Annotated in this window: 14 protein-coding genes and 1 pseudogene; 4 read left to right on the forward strand and 11 right to left on the reverse strand. The window is 61.2% G+C overall.

The genetic code is table 11. The annotated features are described in order from the left end of the window. Positions 1 to 73 precede the first annotated feature (73 nt). From UYS_RS0203055 to UYS_RS0203075, 5 genes are all read right to left on the reverse strand, one after another. Positions 74 to 1,069, reverse strand: a complete 996-nt coding sequence (locus UYS_RS0203055) for a site-specific integrase (RefSeq protein ID WP_040477860.1) — start codon at positions 1,067 to 1,069, stop codon at positions 74 to 76. A gap of 177 nt (positions 1,070 to 1,246) precedes the next feature. Beyond that, positions 1,247 to 2,773, reverse strand: a complete 1,527-nt coding sequence (locus UYS_RS0203060; protein ID WP_016854021.1) for a DEAD/DEAH box helicase — start codon at positions 2,771 to 2,773, stop codon at positions 1,247 to 1,249. Beyond that, positions 2,770 to 3,408, reverse strand: a complete 639-nt coding sequence (locus UYS_RS0203065; protein ID WP_016854022.1) for a hypothetical protein — start codon at positions 3,406 to 3,408, stop codon at positions 2,770 to 2,772. The genes UYS_RS0203060 and UYS_RS0203065 overlap by 4 nt, the downstream gene beginning before the upstream one ends. Continuing rightward, entirely contained in the window at positions 3,405 to 3,611 is a 207-nt protein-coding gene (locus UYS_RS0203070; protein WP_016854023.1) for a hypothetical protein, read from the reverse strand. The genes UYS_RS0203065 and UYS_RS0203070 overlap by 4 nt, the downstream gene beginning before the upstream one ends. A 604-nt stretch (positions 3,612 to 4,215) precedes the next feature. Further along, positions 4,216 to 4,620, reverse strand: a complete 405-nt coding sequence (locus tag UYS_RS0203075) for a hypothetical protein (protein ID WP_016854024.1) — start codon at positions 4,618 to 4,620, stop codon at positions 4,216 to 4,218. A 499-nt stretch (positions 4,621 to 5,119) separates the two neighbouring features. On the opposite strand from UYS_RS0203075, the gene UYS_RS16765 reads away from it, so the two are divergent. Then, a complete protein-coding gene (locus tag UYS_RS16765) occupies positions 5,120 to 5,389 on the forward strand; it encodes a BPSL0761 family protein (RefSeq protein WP_016854025.1) in 270 nt (89 codons plus the stop codon). A gap of 88 nt (positions 5,390 to 5,477) precedes the next feature. Here the strand turns inward: UYS_RS16765 and UYS_RS0203085 are convergent, their stop codons facing one another. Further along, complete coding sequence (locus tag UYS_RS0203085; RefSeq protein WP_016854026.1) at positions 5,478 to 5,795, reverse strand: hypothetical protein; 318 nt, start codon at positions 5,793 to 5,795, stop codon at positions 5,478 to 5,480. 162 nt (positions 5,796 to 5,957) lie between these two features. On the opposite strand from UYS_RS0203085, the gene UYS_RS0203090 reads away from it, so the two are divergent. Both UYS_RS0203090 and UYS_RS18340 read left to right on the forward strand, forming a co-directional pair. Continuing rightward, complete coding sequence (locus UYS_RS0203090; protein ID WP_016854027.1) at positions 5,958 to 6,563, forward strand: DUF6036 family nucleotidyltransferase; 606 nt, start codon at positions 5,958 to 5,960, stop codon at positions 6,561 to 6,563. Then, positions 6,560 to 6,988 (forward strand): hypothetical protein, encoded by a 429-nt coding sequence (locus UYS_RS18340; protein ID WP_156821524.1) that lies wholly within the window; start codon positions 6,560 to 6,562, stop codon positions 6,986 to 6,988. The genes UYS_RS0203090 and UYS_RS18340 overlap by 4 nt, the downstream gene beginning before the upstream one ends. A gap of 592 nt (positions 6,989 to 7,580) precedes the next feature. On the opposite strand, the gene UYS_RS0203095 is transcribed toward UYS_RS18340, so the two are convergent. From UYS_RS0203095 to UYS_RS0203105, 3 genes are all read right to left on the reverse strand, one after another. Beyond that, positions 7,581 to 10,181: a site-specific integrase gene (locus UYS_RS0203095; RefSeq protein ID WP_016854028.1), complete on the reverse strand. Its 2,601-nt coding sequence runs from the start codon at positions 10,179 to 10,181 to the stop codon at positions 7,581 to 7,583. Then, on the reverse strand, positions 10,165 to 12,642 hold the full coding sequence (locus UYS_RS0203100; RefSeq protein WP_016854029.1) for a hypothetical protein: 2,478 nt from the start codon (positions 12,640 to 12,642) through the stop codon (positions 10,165 to 10,167). Before UYS_RS0203100 ends, UYS_RS0203095 begins: the two co-directional genes overlap by 17 nt. A gap of 69 nt (positions 12,643 to 12,711) precedes the next feature. Next, complete coding sequence (locus UYS_RS0203105) at positions 12,712 to 13,275, reverse strand: hypothetical protein (RefSeq protein WP_016854030.1); 564 nt, start codon at positions 13,273 to 13,275, stop codon at positions 12,712 to 12,714. 353 nt (positions 13,276 to 13,628) lie between these two features. Between UYS_RS0203105 and UYS_RS17850 the strand changes: the two are divergent. Further along, positions 13,629 to 14,618: pseudogene (locus tag UYS_RS17850) on the forward strand (IS5 family transposase). 257 nt (positions 14,619 to 14,875) lie between these two features. Here UYS_RS17850 and UYS_RS0203120 read toward each other — a convergent pair. After that, positions 14,876 to 15,805 carry an SMP-30/gluconolactonase/LRE family protein gene (locus tag UYS_RS0203120; protein ID WP_026068313.1) on the reverse strand — a complete coding sequence of 310 codons (930 nt, stop codon included), beginning with the start codon at positions 15,803 to 15,805 and terminating at the stop codon, positions 14,876 to 14,878. Next, positions 15,802 to 17,706, reverse strand: a complete 1,905-nt coding sequence (locus UYS_RS16775; protein WP_016854033.1) for a TRAP transporter permease — start codon at positions 17,704 to 17,706, stop codon at positions 15,802 to 15,804. Before UYS_RS16775 ends, UYS_RS0203120 begins: the two co-directional genes overlap by 4 nt. Between the last annotated feature and the right edge of the window lie 14 nt (positions 17,707 to 17,720).

A 17,720-nucleotide genomic window follows, 5' to 3' on the forward strand; every position in this document is an offset into this window, starting at 1 on the left:
TTATAAATCAGCATCTTAACAGTATGTATGAACCAGCAGCCCGGCCTTGTGCCGGGCTGTTTCGTTATGGGGCTCAATCCTCCAGGGAAAAGAAGTCCCCGGCATTGTCTTCGAAGGCATCGGCAATCCGAATGTAGCGCTCGAAGGTCCTCTGGTCGCGGTGTCCGCTCACTCGTTTGATCTGAAGGTCACTCTTGCCACGGAGATGCGCTTCGGTAATGAACCCTGCTCGGAAGCTATGCGGCGTGTACCCCTCCGAGATCAGATCGGCCTTCTCCATGGCTTGCTTCATTCGGACATAAACGTTGCCGGCCGACATACGGCCGGCCCCAAGGCTTCCCTTGCAGCTAATGCCCCGAAAGATTGCCCCACGAGTGATGCCGGAGGCGGCGAGCCAGTTTTCGAGCATCGCGACGGGGCAGTAGGACGTGTTCGCGGGGGCTCGCGGGATGCTCTTGGTCTCGACGCGCCCCGTGTGATTGGTTTTGCTGTGATGCAGCGTAATGGTGACACCCTGAGGCAACCATTGCAGGTCCTCGACGGCGATCACCACGATTTCACTGCGTCGGAAGGCGCCATAGAAGCTCAGTAGGAATAGGGCGCTATCCCGCAACCCATGCAGTGACTCACTACCAACGGCTTCCAGCAGGCGATGCAGCTCCTTGAGACGCAGGGCAGGGGCAGACGCCTGTCGCATGTCGCGACTCTTCTTGATGCCGCGCAAGACACTGCGCACCGCCATGGTTTTGACGGGCGAGGGGAGGTTCATATATCGGTGCCACATGTGCAGTGAATTGGCATATCGCTCCAGTGTGGCGGGCTTCTTGCCCAGGGCATTCTGTGCGGACAAGTAATTGGCGATATCGGTGTCCGTGGCAGGCAGGGGGCCACCGGCTTTCTGATAGATGCGGATATCGGCCCGCATGGCGCGTACGCTGTTGGCCGAAACGCTCTGGGTAAGCAGGCGCCGGGCCTCGCGGGAGAGTCCTTCGTGGCTGACGGAGAGCCCCGAGCGGGCGGAATGCCGTGTCGAGGCAGTAAGATGTCGAGGTTTTCGTTTGAACGACATAACGATGCACCCTGGAATAATAAGGCCGCGTCAGAGAGGCAAAAGCGTCCTGTCACTGGCCGTACGACGTGAGTGTCATGCCCAACCTCATTCCGGCACCGCCACATGCGACGTGGAGTCGGCAATGAGGTCCTGGACGCGACGTGGTCGACGATGAGCCGTCACCGGATTGGCGGGTTAGGGCGCTAGCCGCAAGGCCACCAGGCGTTCAAAGAAGGCTCGCGAGAAGGCCACATCGGGATCCAGGTGCTCGGCACTGCCTGCGACGTCCAAGGTAACCTCTGTCGATGGCTCACCTGCCTGGCCGGCTTTGGTCGCCTTCGCGCTGTCAGCGGGCGGTGCCGCATCCTGTGGTGTCAGCGGTGGTGTTGTCGCCTCATGGTCCGAAGGGGTGGCCGGGTCTGACGCCGTCTCCGGCATCGGAAAGGAGACCGTGGCCAGATCCTCGGGCAGGTCTTCCGCGATCCGTCGGGCATAGTGCCGCAGGTGCGGCTCATTGAGGGCATAGAGGAAACACTCGGCATCATCATCACCCTCGCGGCGGATGATCCGCCCCAGCACTTGCCGAAAATGCTGCTCGGTACGGATCTGGCTCAGGTAGCAGCACACGCGCAGCCGGGGGATGTCGACGCCCTCGCTGACCATGCCGACTGAGACGATCCACTGGGTGCTGTCATCGCCGAAGGCATGTAGACGGGCATGGGCATTAGCCGCCTTGCTGGTGACCAGGCACACCGATTGGTGCCGATCCTCCAGCGCCTCGGCAATCGTTTCGGCATGCAGGATGTCGGACGCGACCACCAGGCCGGCGGCGTCCCGGTCCCGCTGACGCAGCTTGGCCAGCTGCTCGCAGCCCTGGTCCAGCAGGTGTCGCATCGGTGCCTCATGGCGCAAGAGGCTGCTGTAGTGCATCGCAGGGTGCCGGAGGAGGTGAGGAATACTGGCAAACCGTCGGGTTTCTCGCCGTCCGCTGCGGGGGTGATGGCGAGTGAGGCGGATCGAACGATTGTCGATCAGCTGAAAGTGGGGATGGCGACAAATACCATCTTGGATTGCTTCGGTGAGGGTGTAGACGAAATCCGGCTGTAGTTGCTTCGGTGAGGTGGAGGCGGCATCACTGCCGCACGTATCGTCCTCGGCCGGCGCCTCCAGGTAGCGCAGCAGCGGCAGGCAGCTGCCATCGGTGCGCCACGGTGTCCCCGAGAGTGCCAGGGTGTAGTGCACCTGGCGCTCCAGCGCCATCAGGGCCAGGCCCCACTGGTTGGCACTGTCGGGTGCATCTGTTTGTCCCGCGGCATGATGGCTTTCGTCCCAGATCAGCAGCACGCGCTTGTGCTGACACAGCTGCTGCAGTTCCGTGAGACGGTGATGCAGCGCATGGTAGGTCAAGGCCACGCCACCGGTGCCCAGGCGTCCGTTCATGCTGAGCCCAGTGACCTGCTCCAGTGTGGCCCGAGCGCGTTCAACCACCGCGGTGGTGGGCCCCAGGTAAACCACCAGCTCGACCCCACTGTTTTGCAAGAGCTCATCGGCCAGTACCGCCGCCATCAACATCTTGCCGGCGCCGGGTGTCGCCTGACACAGGAAATGTGGATGGGCATCCGACAGCGTTTGCAGTGCCTGCTCGATACAGCGGGCCTGCCAGGGGCGCAGTGCCGGGCAGTCGATCGACGCCATCAAGCGATTGGTGTGGCGGATGTTCATGATGCTGCCTCCTCTCCAAGCTGCTTGCGCAGGGTGATGACGGCATCCAGCGCCCCTTTGGCTTCGCTGCCGCGTTGGCAGGCGGCTTCATGCAGCGGCTGGATCAAGGCCTGCTGGTCCGGATACTGCGACAGGATGTGAGCGTAGTGGCTGGCTTCCCCCAGTGCCGCTTGCATGTCGAGCTTGAGGCGATGGCATTCTTGAGACAGAAACTCGGCAAAGTCGCGGGAAGTCTCCTTTGCATTCGAGGCCGGGGAGCATGAACGTGCGGTGGCGGTTGAGGACGCCTCAGTACTGTGAAGAGTCGACAGGGGAGGCGCTTCGGGAGAAGGGAAGCAATCCTCCGGCAGGTCGAGGATCTGGAAGATAGGGCGATGCTTTCCCTGAACCCCGACACGCTGCGTCAGGCCTTGTCGCGTCAACGACCGGAGTCGATCGCGAACCTTGAGATAGACGGTTTTGCTGTCCGCGCCGTCGAGGTCGGGGTGCTGGAGCAATTCGTCACGCAACTCGCAGGCGGTGATGGGCGTGCCGGACTGCGCATACTGGGCCAGCAGGGCGTTGAGATGGTCGGCAATCATGCCGGAGAACGTATGGGAGCTGTGCGGAGGGAGAGAGGTATGGGGTGCGTTCATGATTCGACCTCCCAGGGGGCATCGGTGCCCTCGAGGTCGGCCGCACGTGCCAGGGCGGCTGCCTTGCGCATATGCGCATGGTATCGGCGGTAGCGAACTCGCTCGCTGCTGTTGGAAGCCAAGGCCGACATGGCCATGGCGCGATGGGCGGCAGCACGCGCACGGCGATCGCTGCGATGGGGGGATGGAGACAGATGAATCATGGGTAGGGCTCCTTTGTGTTGGGAGCCACCCCCGCTGTCGCCAATGCAGTGATGGGGGCGGCCGCACGCGGGTTGGCGAACCGGCCACAAAGAAACCGGCAGACCCGAAGGTCTCCCGCGCACGACCGCCATAGACACATGACAGACACAAAAAAAGCGCCAGCCATGGCAAGGGCGCTTGTGCGCCTTTGTGTATTCGGGTCGCCAAACCCGGCCGAGCATTTTGGCTCGGCAGATTTAAATTAGCAGAACGCCTGTCTGGCGTAAACCTTTGCCAACATCCTGAAACGGCGGAGGACTCGAGGCGCGGAAAGCCGTATCGAGTCGGAAGACATCTCGAGCTATTGAGAGAAGAGGGGAGCGGGAGCATGGCTGAGCCGACTCAGGTGGCAGTCCCGACACTCCACGCCAGTTATTTGTTCGTGGTTGTGGAGATAGCGGGCTTCGCCCTTAGTCTTTCATGCGGATGTTCGGCCGTGGACAGGGGGAAGTGCTACAGCGGGTGGATTTGCCAAGGACGGCGGACACATGGATACCGCCCTTGGCAGGGGATGCCGAGGAGGCTTTTCTGGATAGCGTTATTACCCCCTCAAGCACAGGGCCGTTACAGATTGACCCTGCCTTCATCCCCGATGACCACCGGGCGCAGCATGTTGACGTGCAGCCACACCTCGCGCAGTTCGGTGAGGCCTCCTTGGGCAATGACGTCCAGCGGTGACCGGCCATTGAAGCTGTCGTTGTGGTTGGCCATCGACATGAAGCCGTACACGTCCGACGGGGCGTCGAAGATCAATTGCAACGCGGCATGGATGTTGAGTAGGTAGCTGATCCGGGTCAGCTGGTCGTCATCCAAGTTGACCTGCCATTCGGGCTCACAGCGCTTGGCAGGCGAATAGGTATCCGGGGAGACACGCAGGATCGCAGTGCCCTGCTCGTTGTTGGCGCCCCACTTCCCCAAGAGCCTGACGGCTGTCTGTAGTCCCGTGGTGGTATGGTGCTTGTTCGTCATCGCTATCTATCCCCCTACACGGCTGTTTATCCTCCAACCTTGGCACCGCCCCGGGCCTCATGGGGGTCGGTTGCCGTGGTCTCGAGACACCCGCGGGAGTCAGTGTCCGCTCCCGTGTATGGCTTGCGCGCATCAAGCTCCAGTGTCTTACGCCCTGGAAAGCGCTTCGCGGATGCCGTCGCCAAGCGACTAGCTCGTCAACGCGAATGGTGAGAGCAGGCCGCGGCCGCGTCTCTGGCCTATGGGGTGAGGCTATCGCCGGCGGTGGCGACATCGCGCTCTCACCCCCGTCGATGCAGGATGCTTTAAGGCTCCCATCCTACCGCGTTTCATCGGCACCGTGTCGGTTCCCGATGGGTGGCCAGTTCTGGCATCGCTACCTGTGGGAGGATAGTCTGATCTCCAGTGTGTCCATCCTGCGGTGGTCGTGATCTAGCGCGGTCAAGGCCGTGCGACAGGGCAGGCCACCCTATCCACCCAGCCGAGCGAAGAGGGCTGTATGACAACACCTGCTGAGCGTACGCGTACCGTGATCCAGGCACGAGCATTCCTGATCGACATCGCCCAGAACCTGTCGCTCCCCGAGTCCCACCGCCACGAAGCCCGGCGCTTGCTCAGGCACTACCCGACCCAGGAGGACATGCGGATGGCGGGGCAGCTGGAGGAGAGCGCCGAGGAGGGGACCTTGTTCCCGACGGTCTTCAGCTCGAGCACGGAGGTGAAGCAGCCGGGGGGCGATGGCCGGCATAGTGCGACAGTGAAGGCATAACGGAGGCTACCTTTGGCATGCGTAGTCAGCGCCTGACGTGGTTGAAGGGAGGCGCGCGACGAGGAGCACCCGCGATCTTTCATACAGATCAGGTTAGCCCGGCGCAGGAAGCCATTGCTGTTGGACTGGAGGATGCCCTGTTTTCCTCGACGGTATTGACCAGGCCGTAATCGTTGTCGGGGCCCGCGGTGAAACTGCACATCAGCGTGGCCTCCAGTAGCTCGCTGGGCATGTCGCCCACGCGGAAGGATGCGAGCCTCTCTAGCAGCGTGAAATGAGGGGGGATGGCGGTGACATGGATGTGGGCATCCACCAAGTTGTGGCTTTTCGCGTTGATGACCCGGTCGTCCGCGCCGCCGAGCGTGGCGTTTCTGACCTCGATGATGCGGCAGTCTCGGACGCGCACTTAGTGGCCAGGCATAAAGCATATCGGCATTGAATCAATGGGTTAGTGACAGGTGGCACGGTGGGGCACAGCTTGCGTGTAGGAGCATGGTATCCTCATGATCAGAAACGGCTTGTTGCCGATACCAAGCGACACGGGGGGCAAATGCCTATTGAGCCCGGGGTGTATCCGACCATCGAGCCCGATACCGCGCTAGGGCGTGCTCTCGTGGCTTTTTTCGATGTGCTGGAGCCGTTATACGCCAGTGGTGAGGAGGGTGTTTTCCAAGTTATTGTTTTCGGCGGCTGTGCGGTCCATATTCACACACAGGTGCGCGGAAGCGCGGATGTGGATGCGGAGGTGGCATCTCACGGCTATGCCGATAAGTCCGAAATCGTTGCCCTGCTGGACGAGGACGCCTATGTGTTTGCGGACGAAGAGGGGGTGATGCAGATCCTGGAGCTGGACGCCAGCTTCAACACAACACTCGCCCCGCTGCACGAAGACTACGAAGATCGCGTCATTCGACTGGTGTCGCAAAGTGACGTCCCCAACGTCGAAGTCTACGTTGCCGGCGCGATGGATGTGGCCATCTCCAAGCTTGGTCGTTTTGGAGAGCGCGACCAGCAAGATATCCAGGCGTTGCTAAAGCTTGCCCATGTTGACGTAGACGAATTCGAACAACTGGCCCGTGAAGCGATCAGCTACTATGTGGGCGACGAAACCCGTATATTGGGCAATCTGAACGTGGTACTTGATGACTATCACCGCAGCGAGGTTGAGTCATGACGGTTTCCTTCACGCGTAAACGGCTGTATCGGGTAGGCTCACGCTCTCTCGAGCGTGCGGTCGATGATGTGAAGCAGCTAGCCGAAGCCGTCTGGTATCGAGGTTATCAGCCAACAAAGGCGGAGTTGGAGCGACTGCGCGGCGTGATGCCTCGCGAGGACTTCCAGCGGACGCTCTGTGTGCTTGAGCTACTTAGTCAGTACCCGGTATGTCGCCCTGATACGGCCCGACACCTGCAGCAGCTGACCCGGCTGTACCACCGGCAACTGCTCGGCAGCGACGACATGCCCACCCAAGGGCGATATTCACCCAGCAAGCGATGGGGCCTGAATGATACTACCGCGCCACTACGCAAAGCGCTGCTCCCTCTGCAAACGCGTACCCATGCCGACGCGACAAGGCATCGGCATGGCCTGAGTGCCTGATGACATGTCTTCTTTCATCGCTCTGTCAGGTCACACCCGATAACGCACGTGCTATGAAATCTTCCAGCGGTAATGAAGCCGTTGGTCGGGCCGCATAAACCATCCGCTCCCTACGTAACCATCTTACCCATCGCTCGGACTCCCATGAGACGCCTCGCTCGCCAAGACCGGCCTATCGGCTGGATGAGGATTCAAAACGGAAGGCGGCTTGCCTATCTTACGAATTGGGGCAGCTAGGAGGCACTGGCTGTATCTATCGGGCTAGATCCGATGCTACTGGAGGGCCGCTGGATAGCGGGCTCGGCCCTCCAGTGACCTTCCCCCTGTTTTTGGGGAGAAGGTCACCAGGGCCCGGTTCGTGCTCATGCGAACCGTGGCGAAGGTTGATTGGGTCGGATGGGTGGTGGGGGATGGACCTAATGAACCAGAAGGCACTGGGTGCTGCTCAGGCAGTCTGGATGACGAGGGCATCGAAGCCCTCCTGGGTTGAGTGACCGCTAACCTCTGGCCGCTCGTCAGTTTCTGCCACGAGGCTTTTTCGGCAGGTCTCTACGTCGCTGTCATCGGCGCAGGCTCAAGGGACATCGACACCTCAGCCAGCGACCTTGCGGTTGGACCACGTCCGGTTCACCTCATGGCTGTGGATCATGCCCAGCGAATGCGTGTAGGTATGCAGCAGGGTGTTCACGTGCCGGTGGCCGATCAACTTGGCCAACTGGCCCATTAGGGTTCCCCGCTCGATGGCGTCATCGCCTTCGGCACCACACAGGTACGTCAGAAACGCCTCCAGGCTGGATGGCTGAAACATCCAGTGGAACGTGTAGTGAAGGGTCTCACGGAAATCGTCATGCTGGGCGGCCTGCAAGCGCAATTGCCACCAGGAGGCAGCGCAATGGCGCAGGCCGTGGAAATCGACACCCTCACCCCAGCGGTTGCGCAGCCAGTTCAGCAGTGGATCGATCAATCCCTGGCGGCGGTAGGCCTGAGGGCTGAAGAGTGGGCCAAACAGGCCGATCTCCTTGAGGGGCAGGGTGGGGGCCACGGTACGTCGCGTCTCCCACCACTGGTTCATGCAGTGGATGACCTCAGGAGGGGCCAGCAGGTGCAGCGGGATCCGTCGCCGGGCGGAAGGTGTCTTGCCCTGGCGAATATAGATCCAGCACGGCGGGATAGGGAAAGGGTCCGCATCCGTCGACAAGTGGCGGCCCCACGCATAGCTACCCTGAAGCGCCGCCCAGTCCTCCTCCACGGTCGGCGACTCAAGGCGAACATCCCGCAGCGTCAGCTGATAGACTTCCGAGGCGCGTAGGCCGCCGTAATAGCCCAGGGCCAATGTCAGCGCAAATTGCGTGTTGGTCTGGCTGGGACGTGCGTGGCCGACCAGGGCCTTCCAGGCATGATCCATTTGCACGGGGTTGATCAGGCGGGTGCGACGGGTCGAGATCCGCGCTGTTGTCGAGGAGGGTGGAACGACATCATCGAGAATGCCGTAGTCCTGGCAGAACCGGACAAACATGCCCATGGTGCGCAGGAAATGCTGGCGGGTGTTATGGTTCCATCGCCCGTAGGACTGGCCCTCCGCACAGAGCTCGTCAACGCTGTCCTGATCCCAGCCTGGCACATCCGCGATGGCCTCGTTGAGGAGCAGGGGCGTTGGCATCAGACGACCCAGGTAGGTCTGTACGCTGGAAATGGTGTCGCCATGGCTGATCAGTCGGGCACAGGAAAAGGCCACGAGCCAGTGCCCGAAACTGTCTGATGTGCCGACGATGTCGGTGAGCGTGTCGAATGTGCGACGGCGCAGCTGCTGAAGGGGCTCCCGGTACACCTGGCCCGATAACCGTTTCCCCGTGGTGAGGGTGGGGAGCTGGCGGGAAAAGGTCCGTACGGCATGGCGAAGGGCAAAGCTTTGCTCGATGGACAACGGCTCGGCGCTGCCCTCGCCTGCGCCAGGGGCAGTGATGGCGAGATCATCCGGTCGGGGCATGCTGGCCGCTTCATGAGGCCTTGGCGTTGCCTGTCCGTCATCAAGAAAACGCAGCACGTCGCTATCAGACCGCGCATGGTGACGACTGGCCCCACCGGCAGGCGCATAGCGTCCTCTATCCGCGCCGACGGTGATGGGCTCGCGAGAATCGGTGGGGAGAGGGTACTCGGAGAGGATGTCGAGCCATATCGCGGCGAGCCCCTTGCGCTGCGCCATCATGGGTCCCCACCGGCTCATTCTGGGCCAGCCTGACAGGCGCTCCAGCAGCGCGCGATGTTGGGGATGCTGCGTCTTCATTTCCCTGACCAGCGCCTTGGCAGCGCGATCGAGTCGCTCGCGAAGCTGTTTTTGACGCGTCTTGAGCGTGGCTATCGGGGCGGACGGGCTCTTTAACGCCAGCCATCGCTCTTGATCGCCGGCGGCCGTATGGACCAGGTGCCGGAGAGGCTCCCATACGGCCCGGGGCAGCGTCAGGGTGTAGTAGTGCATCGGCTGGTAAGCCGGATCCTGCGGTGAGGCGGTACCGAGTGTCTGTGAGGGATTCGCCTGCCCGGTGGGTAGGCTGTCTCGGTCATGTTGCAGCTGCGAAGGCAGGCGGATCTGGCGGGTGGCGGTGTCGACATGCCGTGTCCCTAGCATGGCCAGCGTCCCGAGCAGCACCTCCGATCCCATGCCGAGTCGACAGCTCAGGCGCAGTGCCACCGTGAGCAACCCGCGGTCACGGTGCTGGGTATGCTGTCGCCAGGTATCGAGATGGCGATCCACCAGGAGCATGGCGGCCAGCCCCTGAGCCTCTTGAATCGAGGTGGGGGCATGACTGGGACGAGGCGGACGTACGGGTTGCGTCGGTATCTGGATCGTTAGTCCTGGCAACGCATTGAGCGAGGCGAGGAGCATCACCACGCTACGTCGGTGGTGGTGACGTCGCGGTGGCGTGTTCTGATGGGCGATGGTCCATTCATAGAGTTCATCGGCCATCTGGCCGACGGCCGTGGCCGTCACCCTGCCGTGCTCGTCGATGTGTGCCGGCAGGCGTTGGCAGACCTCCCACACGAGCGCCGAGCGTTCTGGCCGATCGGTCCGACGCAGGTCCGATTGCGACATCGTGTCGACGTCGCCAGCGCGCTGCGAATGCGGATGATCCTGGTGATCCCGCTGTAGGTGATGCCAGATATCGAGTGCGGTCATCTCATTGGCCGAGGGCATGTGACAGCGAGCTCCTGTTGAGAGGGTGATAATCGGCTTCTTTCAGCAGGTCGGAGATGGTCGTTTGCCAGACCCGCCGGCCAGGGGCGGCCGCCGAGCTACCGGGTCCCTGCTGTCGAAAGCCGTGGACATGCCCCAATGTCGCGTCCAGCTGAGGCATGGGCAGCCGTCCTCGGCAATATGTGGCGACGCTATGACGGGTGATGTTGCGGACAGCGTCTTCAGGCGCCAGGACAGGTCGCGCATCCGTTGGCTGTAGCGTGGAGAGCGTTTGGATAAACCCTCGGTGGGTCATCGCCGTGACCGCCATGCGCGAACGCTGAGCACGGTTGATCTCGGCGCAGAGGTCATACTCCCCGGCGAGACGGTGGTCCGTGACCTCAAACCCTCGACGCCGCAGCCAGTCCGTCGCTTCTGCCACGAGCGTCTGATGGGCGTCGAGACTGGCCTGCAGCTCCTTGGCCATGGGTATCCATCGACTTTCACGTGCGCGCCATGAATCCTTGTCGGCCAGCCACAGATAATCTTCCACGCGCTCACAACGCACCCGCGAGCCTTGGGGGCGGCAGCCCGTCGACAGCAGGAACACGAGATAGCAGTGAGCCGCGGAGATGGCCAGGACCTCGAGCAGGGTCTCGGGCGAGCGCTCGCTTGGGCGCAGTGGACTCATGAACCGGCGGACGGTGGATCCCATCCCGCGTTGCAGCCATTCAAACCACGAGCGAAAGGCGCCGACCGGCACCGCATGGGGAGAGCCGGTTGACCAGTGTGCGGCATGGGGATTCGGCGTCACGCCCCATGCCACTGGGGCGAGGGTCAGCCAATCGGGCGGTGACCAGGGCGTCAGGCTGGGGAGCAGGCAGCCCACCGCGTGCTGAAAGAGGGTATTGAGCTCGCCAGGGGCCAAGGCGCGATAGGCGGCAGGGGCCGACAGAGCGATCCCGAATTGTCCGCTCAGCGCTCTTGCGGCGACATCGTCCCGCGCCGCGGGACGTATCAGCATCCAACTGCTGGCCGTCAGGCGGTGTGGTGTCGGTGGCAGGCCGGCGGAATGGTCTGCTTGCCGCGCCCAGGTTTGCCTCAGGGACTTGGCGTTGCCACGGAACGGCGTGTCGCCATGGTGCTCGACCGCCTGATGGATGGCCTGTATCAGCGCATGGGGCAGGGCCAGGGTGACCCAGCGATGATCATGGCTGTCGGGGAGGCGGCTGGGGCCGTCGAGCAGGCGATAGGTCAGCAGGGTCCCGTCGTGTACGACCTGGGGCGTTTCATCGTCCTCCTGCGGGTGGTCTTCTGTGGGAGTCATGACGACCGTGAGCGTTTCCAGCCTGGCCAGCGGCATGCCGGTGCATACCAGCAGCATGCTCAGTGCCCACTGTGCGGGATCATGGCGACAGCTGGCCAATGCCTCTTGCAGCTGATGGGGTGTCAGACGATGAATATCGGTCATGGAGGTGAGGGTATCGACCAGCGACATCCGCTGGACGTGACGCACGACGGCACGGTCATCGTCGACCGTCATGGTGCTGGGTGTTCGGCGCTGCAGCACGATGTCGTGTTCATCCGCTTCGATAGCGGCCTTGGAGGCGCTGGCAGCAGCATGCCGATACGGACCATGCCTGATGAGTTCGTCGAACTCTCCCTCCGGCTGCAACACGCGCTGTCGGGCATCGGGGTCCCCCGTGGTGGTGCCTGCGCCCGATGATGCCTGATGCCGTGACGTCCGTTGCTGCAGGCTCTGCAGCAGCTCCTGGTCCAGGGCCTTATCGCGCGGTTTTTGTTTCGTTTTTCGGCGCTGTTTGCCGCGATCGCCAGTGCGGATGCCCGGTTCACGCGGGATGAGATGGTCACTGGTTAGCCCATTTTTACCGTGATAGAGCTTCAGGAACGTGATGGCCTTTCTTTTTCCATCCTCCGTCGCGTTAGCGCGGGTCAGATAATGGTTCACCTGTCCCACCAGATAATCATCATCTGTTTCACCGTCCGCAGGCCCGGAAAGGCCCTGCTGACTGAGTGCCAGCAGGACATCCCGACTTTGCAAGATGTGATTGTATAGCGTTACTGGGTGAGCCTCTTCCGACACATGAGCAAAATAGTCGCTCAACATTCGCCGGCACGATTGCAGAAAGTTATGCGCTACATGATCGGCCGCCGTCAGGTGCATCATGGCCGTGTAAAGCGGATGGGAAGTGGCGATATTCTGGCGTTTGTCGGTTGGAATCGGTAGGTGATCAACCAGTGCGTCAGCCGACCCTGTGGCATGAGGTTGGTGGTCGTTGATATAAAAATGTAGCCCCTGGAGGGCATCCAGTCGGCTGACGGGGGGCAGAGAGTAGCGGATGGCGGCCCACACAAGGTGGATATCCGCCTCGGGTAGGGTGGTCACCTGATCCATGACGTCGTCCCAGTCATTGATGATCTGCCGAGGGAGTTGATGCCGCGTGATGGAGGTCTGAGTCATATTGCGTCGTCTCGTGAAATCAAAGCCGCGGTGAGGCTCAGTCGCTGACCTCGCCGCGGTATTCAACGTTTATGCTGCTGCAGTTTCTTGAAGCTGCGTCTGGTACTCGCTGATCGTTGACACTGCGGCCCGCTCGGCGCAGAGCCATTCGATGTCAATCAGCCGCAGGGTTTGTCGACCCAGCAAACAGTGGGCCACGGCCCGTGCCAGGACCTCGTTTTCGAACAGAGTCCTCACAATATCCTGCCAGCTCAGCATCTGGGGGTTGTAGCGGGAACGGCGATGCTGTTGGCACCAAGCGCGTTCCCCGTGCCAAAACCGCAGCGCCATTTCCTCCTGCTCTGTTACTTCACTGATCGGGATCAGGTCACAGACCACCGACTCCTCGGCATCCAGCTGATCCGCCAGATCAGACAGCAATGCGCGATTGAGCAGTTCGACGTGACCGTTGCGATGGATAAAGCCGACCGGCCGTTGAGAGTCACAGTCCACGGCGTGTTCGACACACTGGCCCTGCTTGTTTTGGGTCCCCAGGTTGAGATCCTCCATGCTGATCTCAGCGCTACACTGGGGGATATGCAGATTGCTGTAGGGCGTCAACATCACCCGGCGTTGATTCTGAATTTCCATCATCACAGTCCTCTGTATGGTGTCATCAACAGGCACGTCGTTCGTACCTGCCATGAATACAGGGGTCAGCTAGCGGCACTTTGCGGCCATGGAGGCGATTTATTTTTTTTGCATTCAGGTCGTCGACGCCAGGTTTGTTCATAAGTAATTGAATATAAAGGATATGTTTTTCATTCTTCGGTTGATGCTTTTTGGATGGTTGCGCGGAAGAAACGGCTGTCTACCGTCACTCTCGCTGCTGTTAGGCTGTCTCCATGTGCGTCAAGGAAGCGCTGCATGAATTCTGCCGCAGCTGCTTGATCGGCACCGGCGGGGGAGAATCGGACCTTCCTGTCACCGTCTGACAGATCCACCCGATGAAGAAGATCTCCTTCGCTCAAGCTGAGCACCAGAACAAGAAGAAGGTCACATGCCGAGAACGGTTCTGGCCCAGATGGATGTCCCGGTGCCTTGGCAATGACTGATCGACGCGCTGTCGCCGTCTTACTTCCCCGAGCAAGTGCGGCCGGCTGCCCATCGGCCTGGCGCGCATGCTGAGGATCTACTTCCTCCAACAGTGATATGCGCTTGCCAATGAGACGCTGGAAGATGCCATCTATGACAGTCAGGCCATGCGCGATTTCATCGGTATCGACCTGGCCATCGAGAGTGTGCCGGACGTCACCACGCTGCTGCGTTTCTGTCGTCTGCTGGAGAAGCATGTCCTGACTCAGCGGATCTTCGAGGAGATCAACGCCGGCCTGGCGGAGCAGGGGATGTTCATGCGCGAGGGCACCATCGTTGACGCCACCACGTGGCAGCCGGGCCCTCCACCAAGAACCAGGCCAAGCAGAGCGACCCGGAGATGAAGCAGACCAAGAAGGGCACCAGTGCTACTTCGGCACGAGGGCCCATATCGGCGCCGATGCCGTCACCGGCCTGGCCCACAGTGTCGCCAACCCCTCGGTCAGCGTGGCCGATGTCATCATGGCAGGCCACCTGATCCAGGATGACGACAAACGAGTTACGGCGATGCCGGTTACACCGGTATGCGGAGTACCCGGACGAAGATAAGGGGGGGCTGGGGGAGGGCCCGGTGATACATCGCGGCTAAGCGTGGCACTCTCAAAAAGAGGGAAGACAGCCCCATGAAGACACTGCTGCTGGCGATCAAAGTGACCCAGGCCAGCATCCGTGCCAAGGTGGAGCCCCCGTCTCATGTCATCAAGCACCTCTTCGGCTACCGGAAGGTGCGCTACGAGAGGCTGGCCAAGAACCAGACGCAGCTGTTCACCCTGTTCGTCCTCGGCAACCTGGTGTTGGCGGGAAGGTGCCATGACGCTACTGACGTGGCCAGTGTGTCTTGAATCTGACTTGGCAGCCGGAAACCCGGCTGCCAGGAAAATCAGGCCATTTGCGTGGTCATGTCATGATCGCTGAGGCCGTGATCTGGCCAAGCTGATCGGTTCAACCGATCAGAATCGAATTGTTCAGCAATTCCGTAGAGTGGCATCAAGCTATTCATGAAGTAGGGCGCGGAGGGAGCGACACTCAGCGGCCATGTCTTTACCATCCTGGGATAGCTGTCGATCGTCATTTTGCCGAGCCTTCAAACCCCTACATCTTAGATAGGATATGTGCTGCTCTTTCCAGGGGTGTCCATTCGGATGCTCAACACCGTCCCAGTGGCCGACTCGGTCATATAAAGTGTGCGCCGGTCCGTGCCACCGAAGGCCAGATTGGTGAGCGTTCGCCCCTCGGTCGGAGAACGCAGGCGCCAAAGCGGCACACCATGATGATCAAACACCCATACGCAGCCGTTACCCGCGTCACATACGAAAAGGTTGCCGGCCTCATCGAGTGCGAGGCCATCAGCGCCGGAGACACCACCCGCCAGAGCCACGAAGAGCCCCACTTTTCCAATGGGGCCGTCGTCGCGCAACGGCAGCCGCCAGACGCCGTTGCCTCGGGTCATGGCCACGTACAGGGCCTTTTCCTCGAGATCGCAGACCAGTCCGTTGGGGCTGACCCCGTTCGCCAGCAGCCGATCCAGGCGGCCCGTGTCAGGCTCGAATCGGTAGACTCTGCCGGTGGGATCCTGCAGCCCCGTCTGTCCCTGATCGGTGAAGTAGAGTCTGCCGCGTCGATCGAAGAACAGATCGTTGACGCCCTTGAAGCTCTCACTGCCGCAATGGGTGAGGATGGGCTCCGGGGAGCCCCCCTCTGTCGATAGCGCCAGGATGCCGTGGCGGTAGTCCGCGATCCACAACCGACCATCCGGCCCAAAGGCCATGCCATTCGGCCAACCATCGTATTGGCTGACGACTCGCCAGCAGCCATCGGGTGACACACAAAAGATGCGACCGTAGGGAATATCGGTGAGATACAGGTTTCCCTTGTCATCGAACACCGGTCCTTCCAGAAAGCTCGGTACTTGCTGCCCAGGCTTGTTGGCGTCGATCCAGCCGGAGAGCTCATCGTAAAGTTTCAGCTCTTCCGGCACCTGACTGAACACTTCGCAATAGCGAGTTTCAGGGGGAGCATACAGGCTCATGATGATGTCTCCGAATCCGTTTTCGCGATCATTGCCGAATGCCGTACCTTGGCAGCGACCAGCAATATGATCAGAGTAGTTGCCAGCGAAATTGCCAGTCCTTGTGTCAGTGCTGCGATACCCGCCCCCGCCAACACGAGACGCTCCCAGCCCTTGAGCGTACGCTTGAAGAAGCCAACGTTGGCGGCACTGATCGCGAGCGTGGCCAATGCCATCATGGCGACGGTCAGTACAAGCATGGGAAGGCTGCCGGCCGATAACGCCTCGAGATTGATTTCAGGATGGAACACCCAAGCAAACGGCAGTAGGAAGGCGACCACCGACAAGCGAAGGGCACTCAAGGCAATACTGATCGAGCGATCTCCTGTGATGGCTGCGGCAGCGAATACGGCCAGTGCCACTGGCGGCGTAATCGCCGAAAGCACGGCATAGTAGAACACGAACAGATGCGTCTGGAGCAGACCGATACCCAAGTCCAAGATCGCGGGGCCGGCGACGAAGATGACCATCAGATAGGAGGCGGCCGTCGGCAAACCCATGCCCAGCAGGATCGAGCAGCAGGCCGCCAAAATCAGTGCCAGGACTAAATTGTTTTCGCCCAGGCTGACGATGGCTTGGTTGAGCGTCACGCCGAGGCCAGTCACGCTGACAGCACCAATGACGATGCCGATGGCAGCACAGGAAACCAGCACCGCGAGACCGTCTCGACCACCGTCGACCAGCACATCCCGCAGCCCGCTCAGGCTGAGCCGTGTGCTCGGTAGCAGCATGGCGACCATCAGCACCACGGCGGCAGCGCTCATACCGCACCAGGTGGGAGAATAGCCCGCCAACAGTAGACCGATCAGTGTCGTGAAGCCGGCTATCAGAACTATGCCTTGTGAACGACGCTTGGCATCGAAAGGCTCATCACCGCTCTGTTCGGGCATCAGGTTGAGCCGACCGGCTTCGAAAGCGACAGCCCCGGACAGGGCCAGTAGGTACAGGAAGGCAGGTATCACCGCCGCCAGCACGATGCTCGGATAGGGAATGCCGGTGATCTCAGCCATGATGAAAGCGCCGACCCCCATGATGGGCGGCATCAACTGTCCCGAACAGGAAGCCACGGCCTCCACGGCGCCGGCGAAACGGTTTTGATAACCTGCCCGCTTCATCATGGGAATCGTCAACACGCCGGTCGACATGACGTTCGCTGGAGCCGATCCATTCACCGAGCCGAACATGGCCGAACCGATGATGGCAGCCTGAGCCGCCCCGGAGCGCTTGCCCTTTGCCAGGCGAAGGGCCAGGAAGTTGAAGAAGTCTCCTGCCCCGGTATGCCGAAGCGCGGCCCCGAGAATCACGAACATGAGCACCACGTCGACCACGGCCGCCAAGGCAATACCGTAGATGCCTTGATAGCTATAGCTGACCTCCAGGACCTCATCGAGCCAGAACTCGCGGTGTCCCATGACACCGGGGAGCCAGTGACCATAGAGCAGGTAAAGGATGGCGCCACCGGTAATGGCGACCAGGGTCCAGCCTTCGACTCGACGAGCGCCCTCGAGGACCAGTAGCGTACCGACGGCGTAGCACAGCATGTCTTGATGATTGGGCAACCCTTCACGAAAGGCCGCGATGTCTTGGTATTCGAGCAGGTAGTAGCCGCTGCTGGCCAATGTCAGGACGATCAGGAGCCACGACAGTGCCTGGTCCGCAGCGGGAAGGCGCTGCGCGAGCAGCCCGGGTTTGAGGGCGAAAGTCGCCACCAGCCCGAGCATTAGGCTGATGCCGTACATGATCTGACCGGGATAGCGAACCCCGACAGTCGTCCAGACGATGAAAGCCGTCAGCGCTGCACAGGCGGTCAAGCCTAGGGCCCGCAGCGCGGGCCCTGAAGTGTGGGAGGGGGATACCGACATGGAAACCTCCTGGC

It is taken from the genome of Halomonas smyrnensis AAD6, from assembly GCF_000265245.1.
Taxonomy (GTDB): domain Bacteria; phylum Pseudomonadota; class Gammaproteobacteria; order Pseudomonadales; family Halomonadaceae; genus Halomonas; species Halomonas smyrnensis.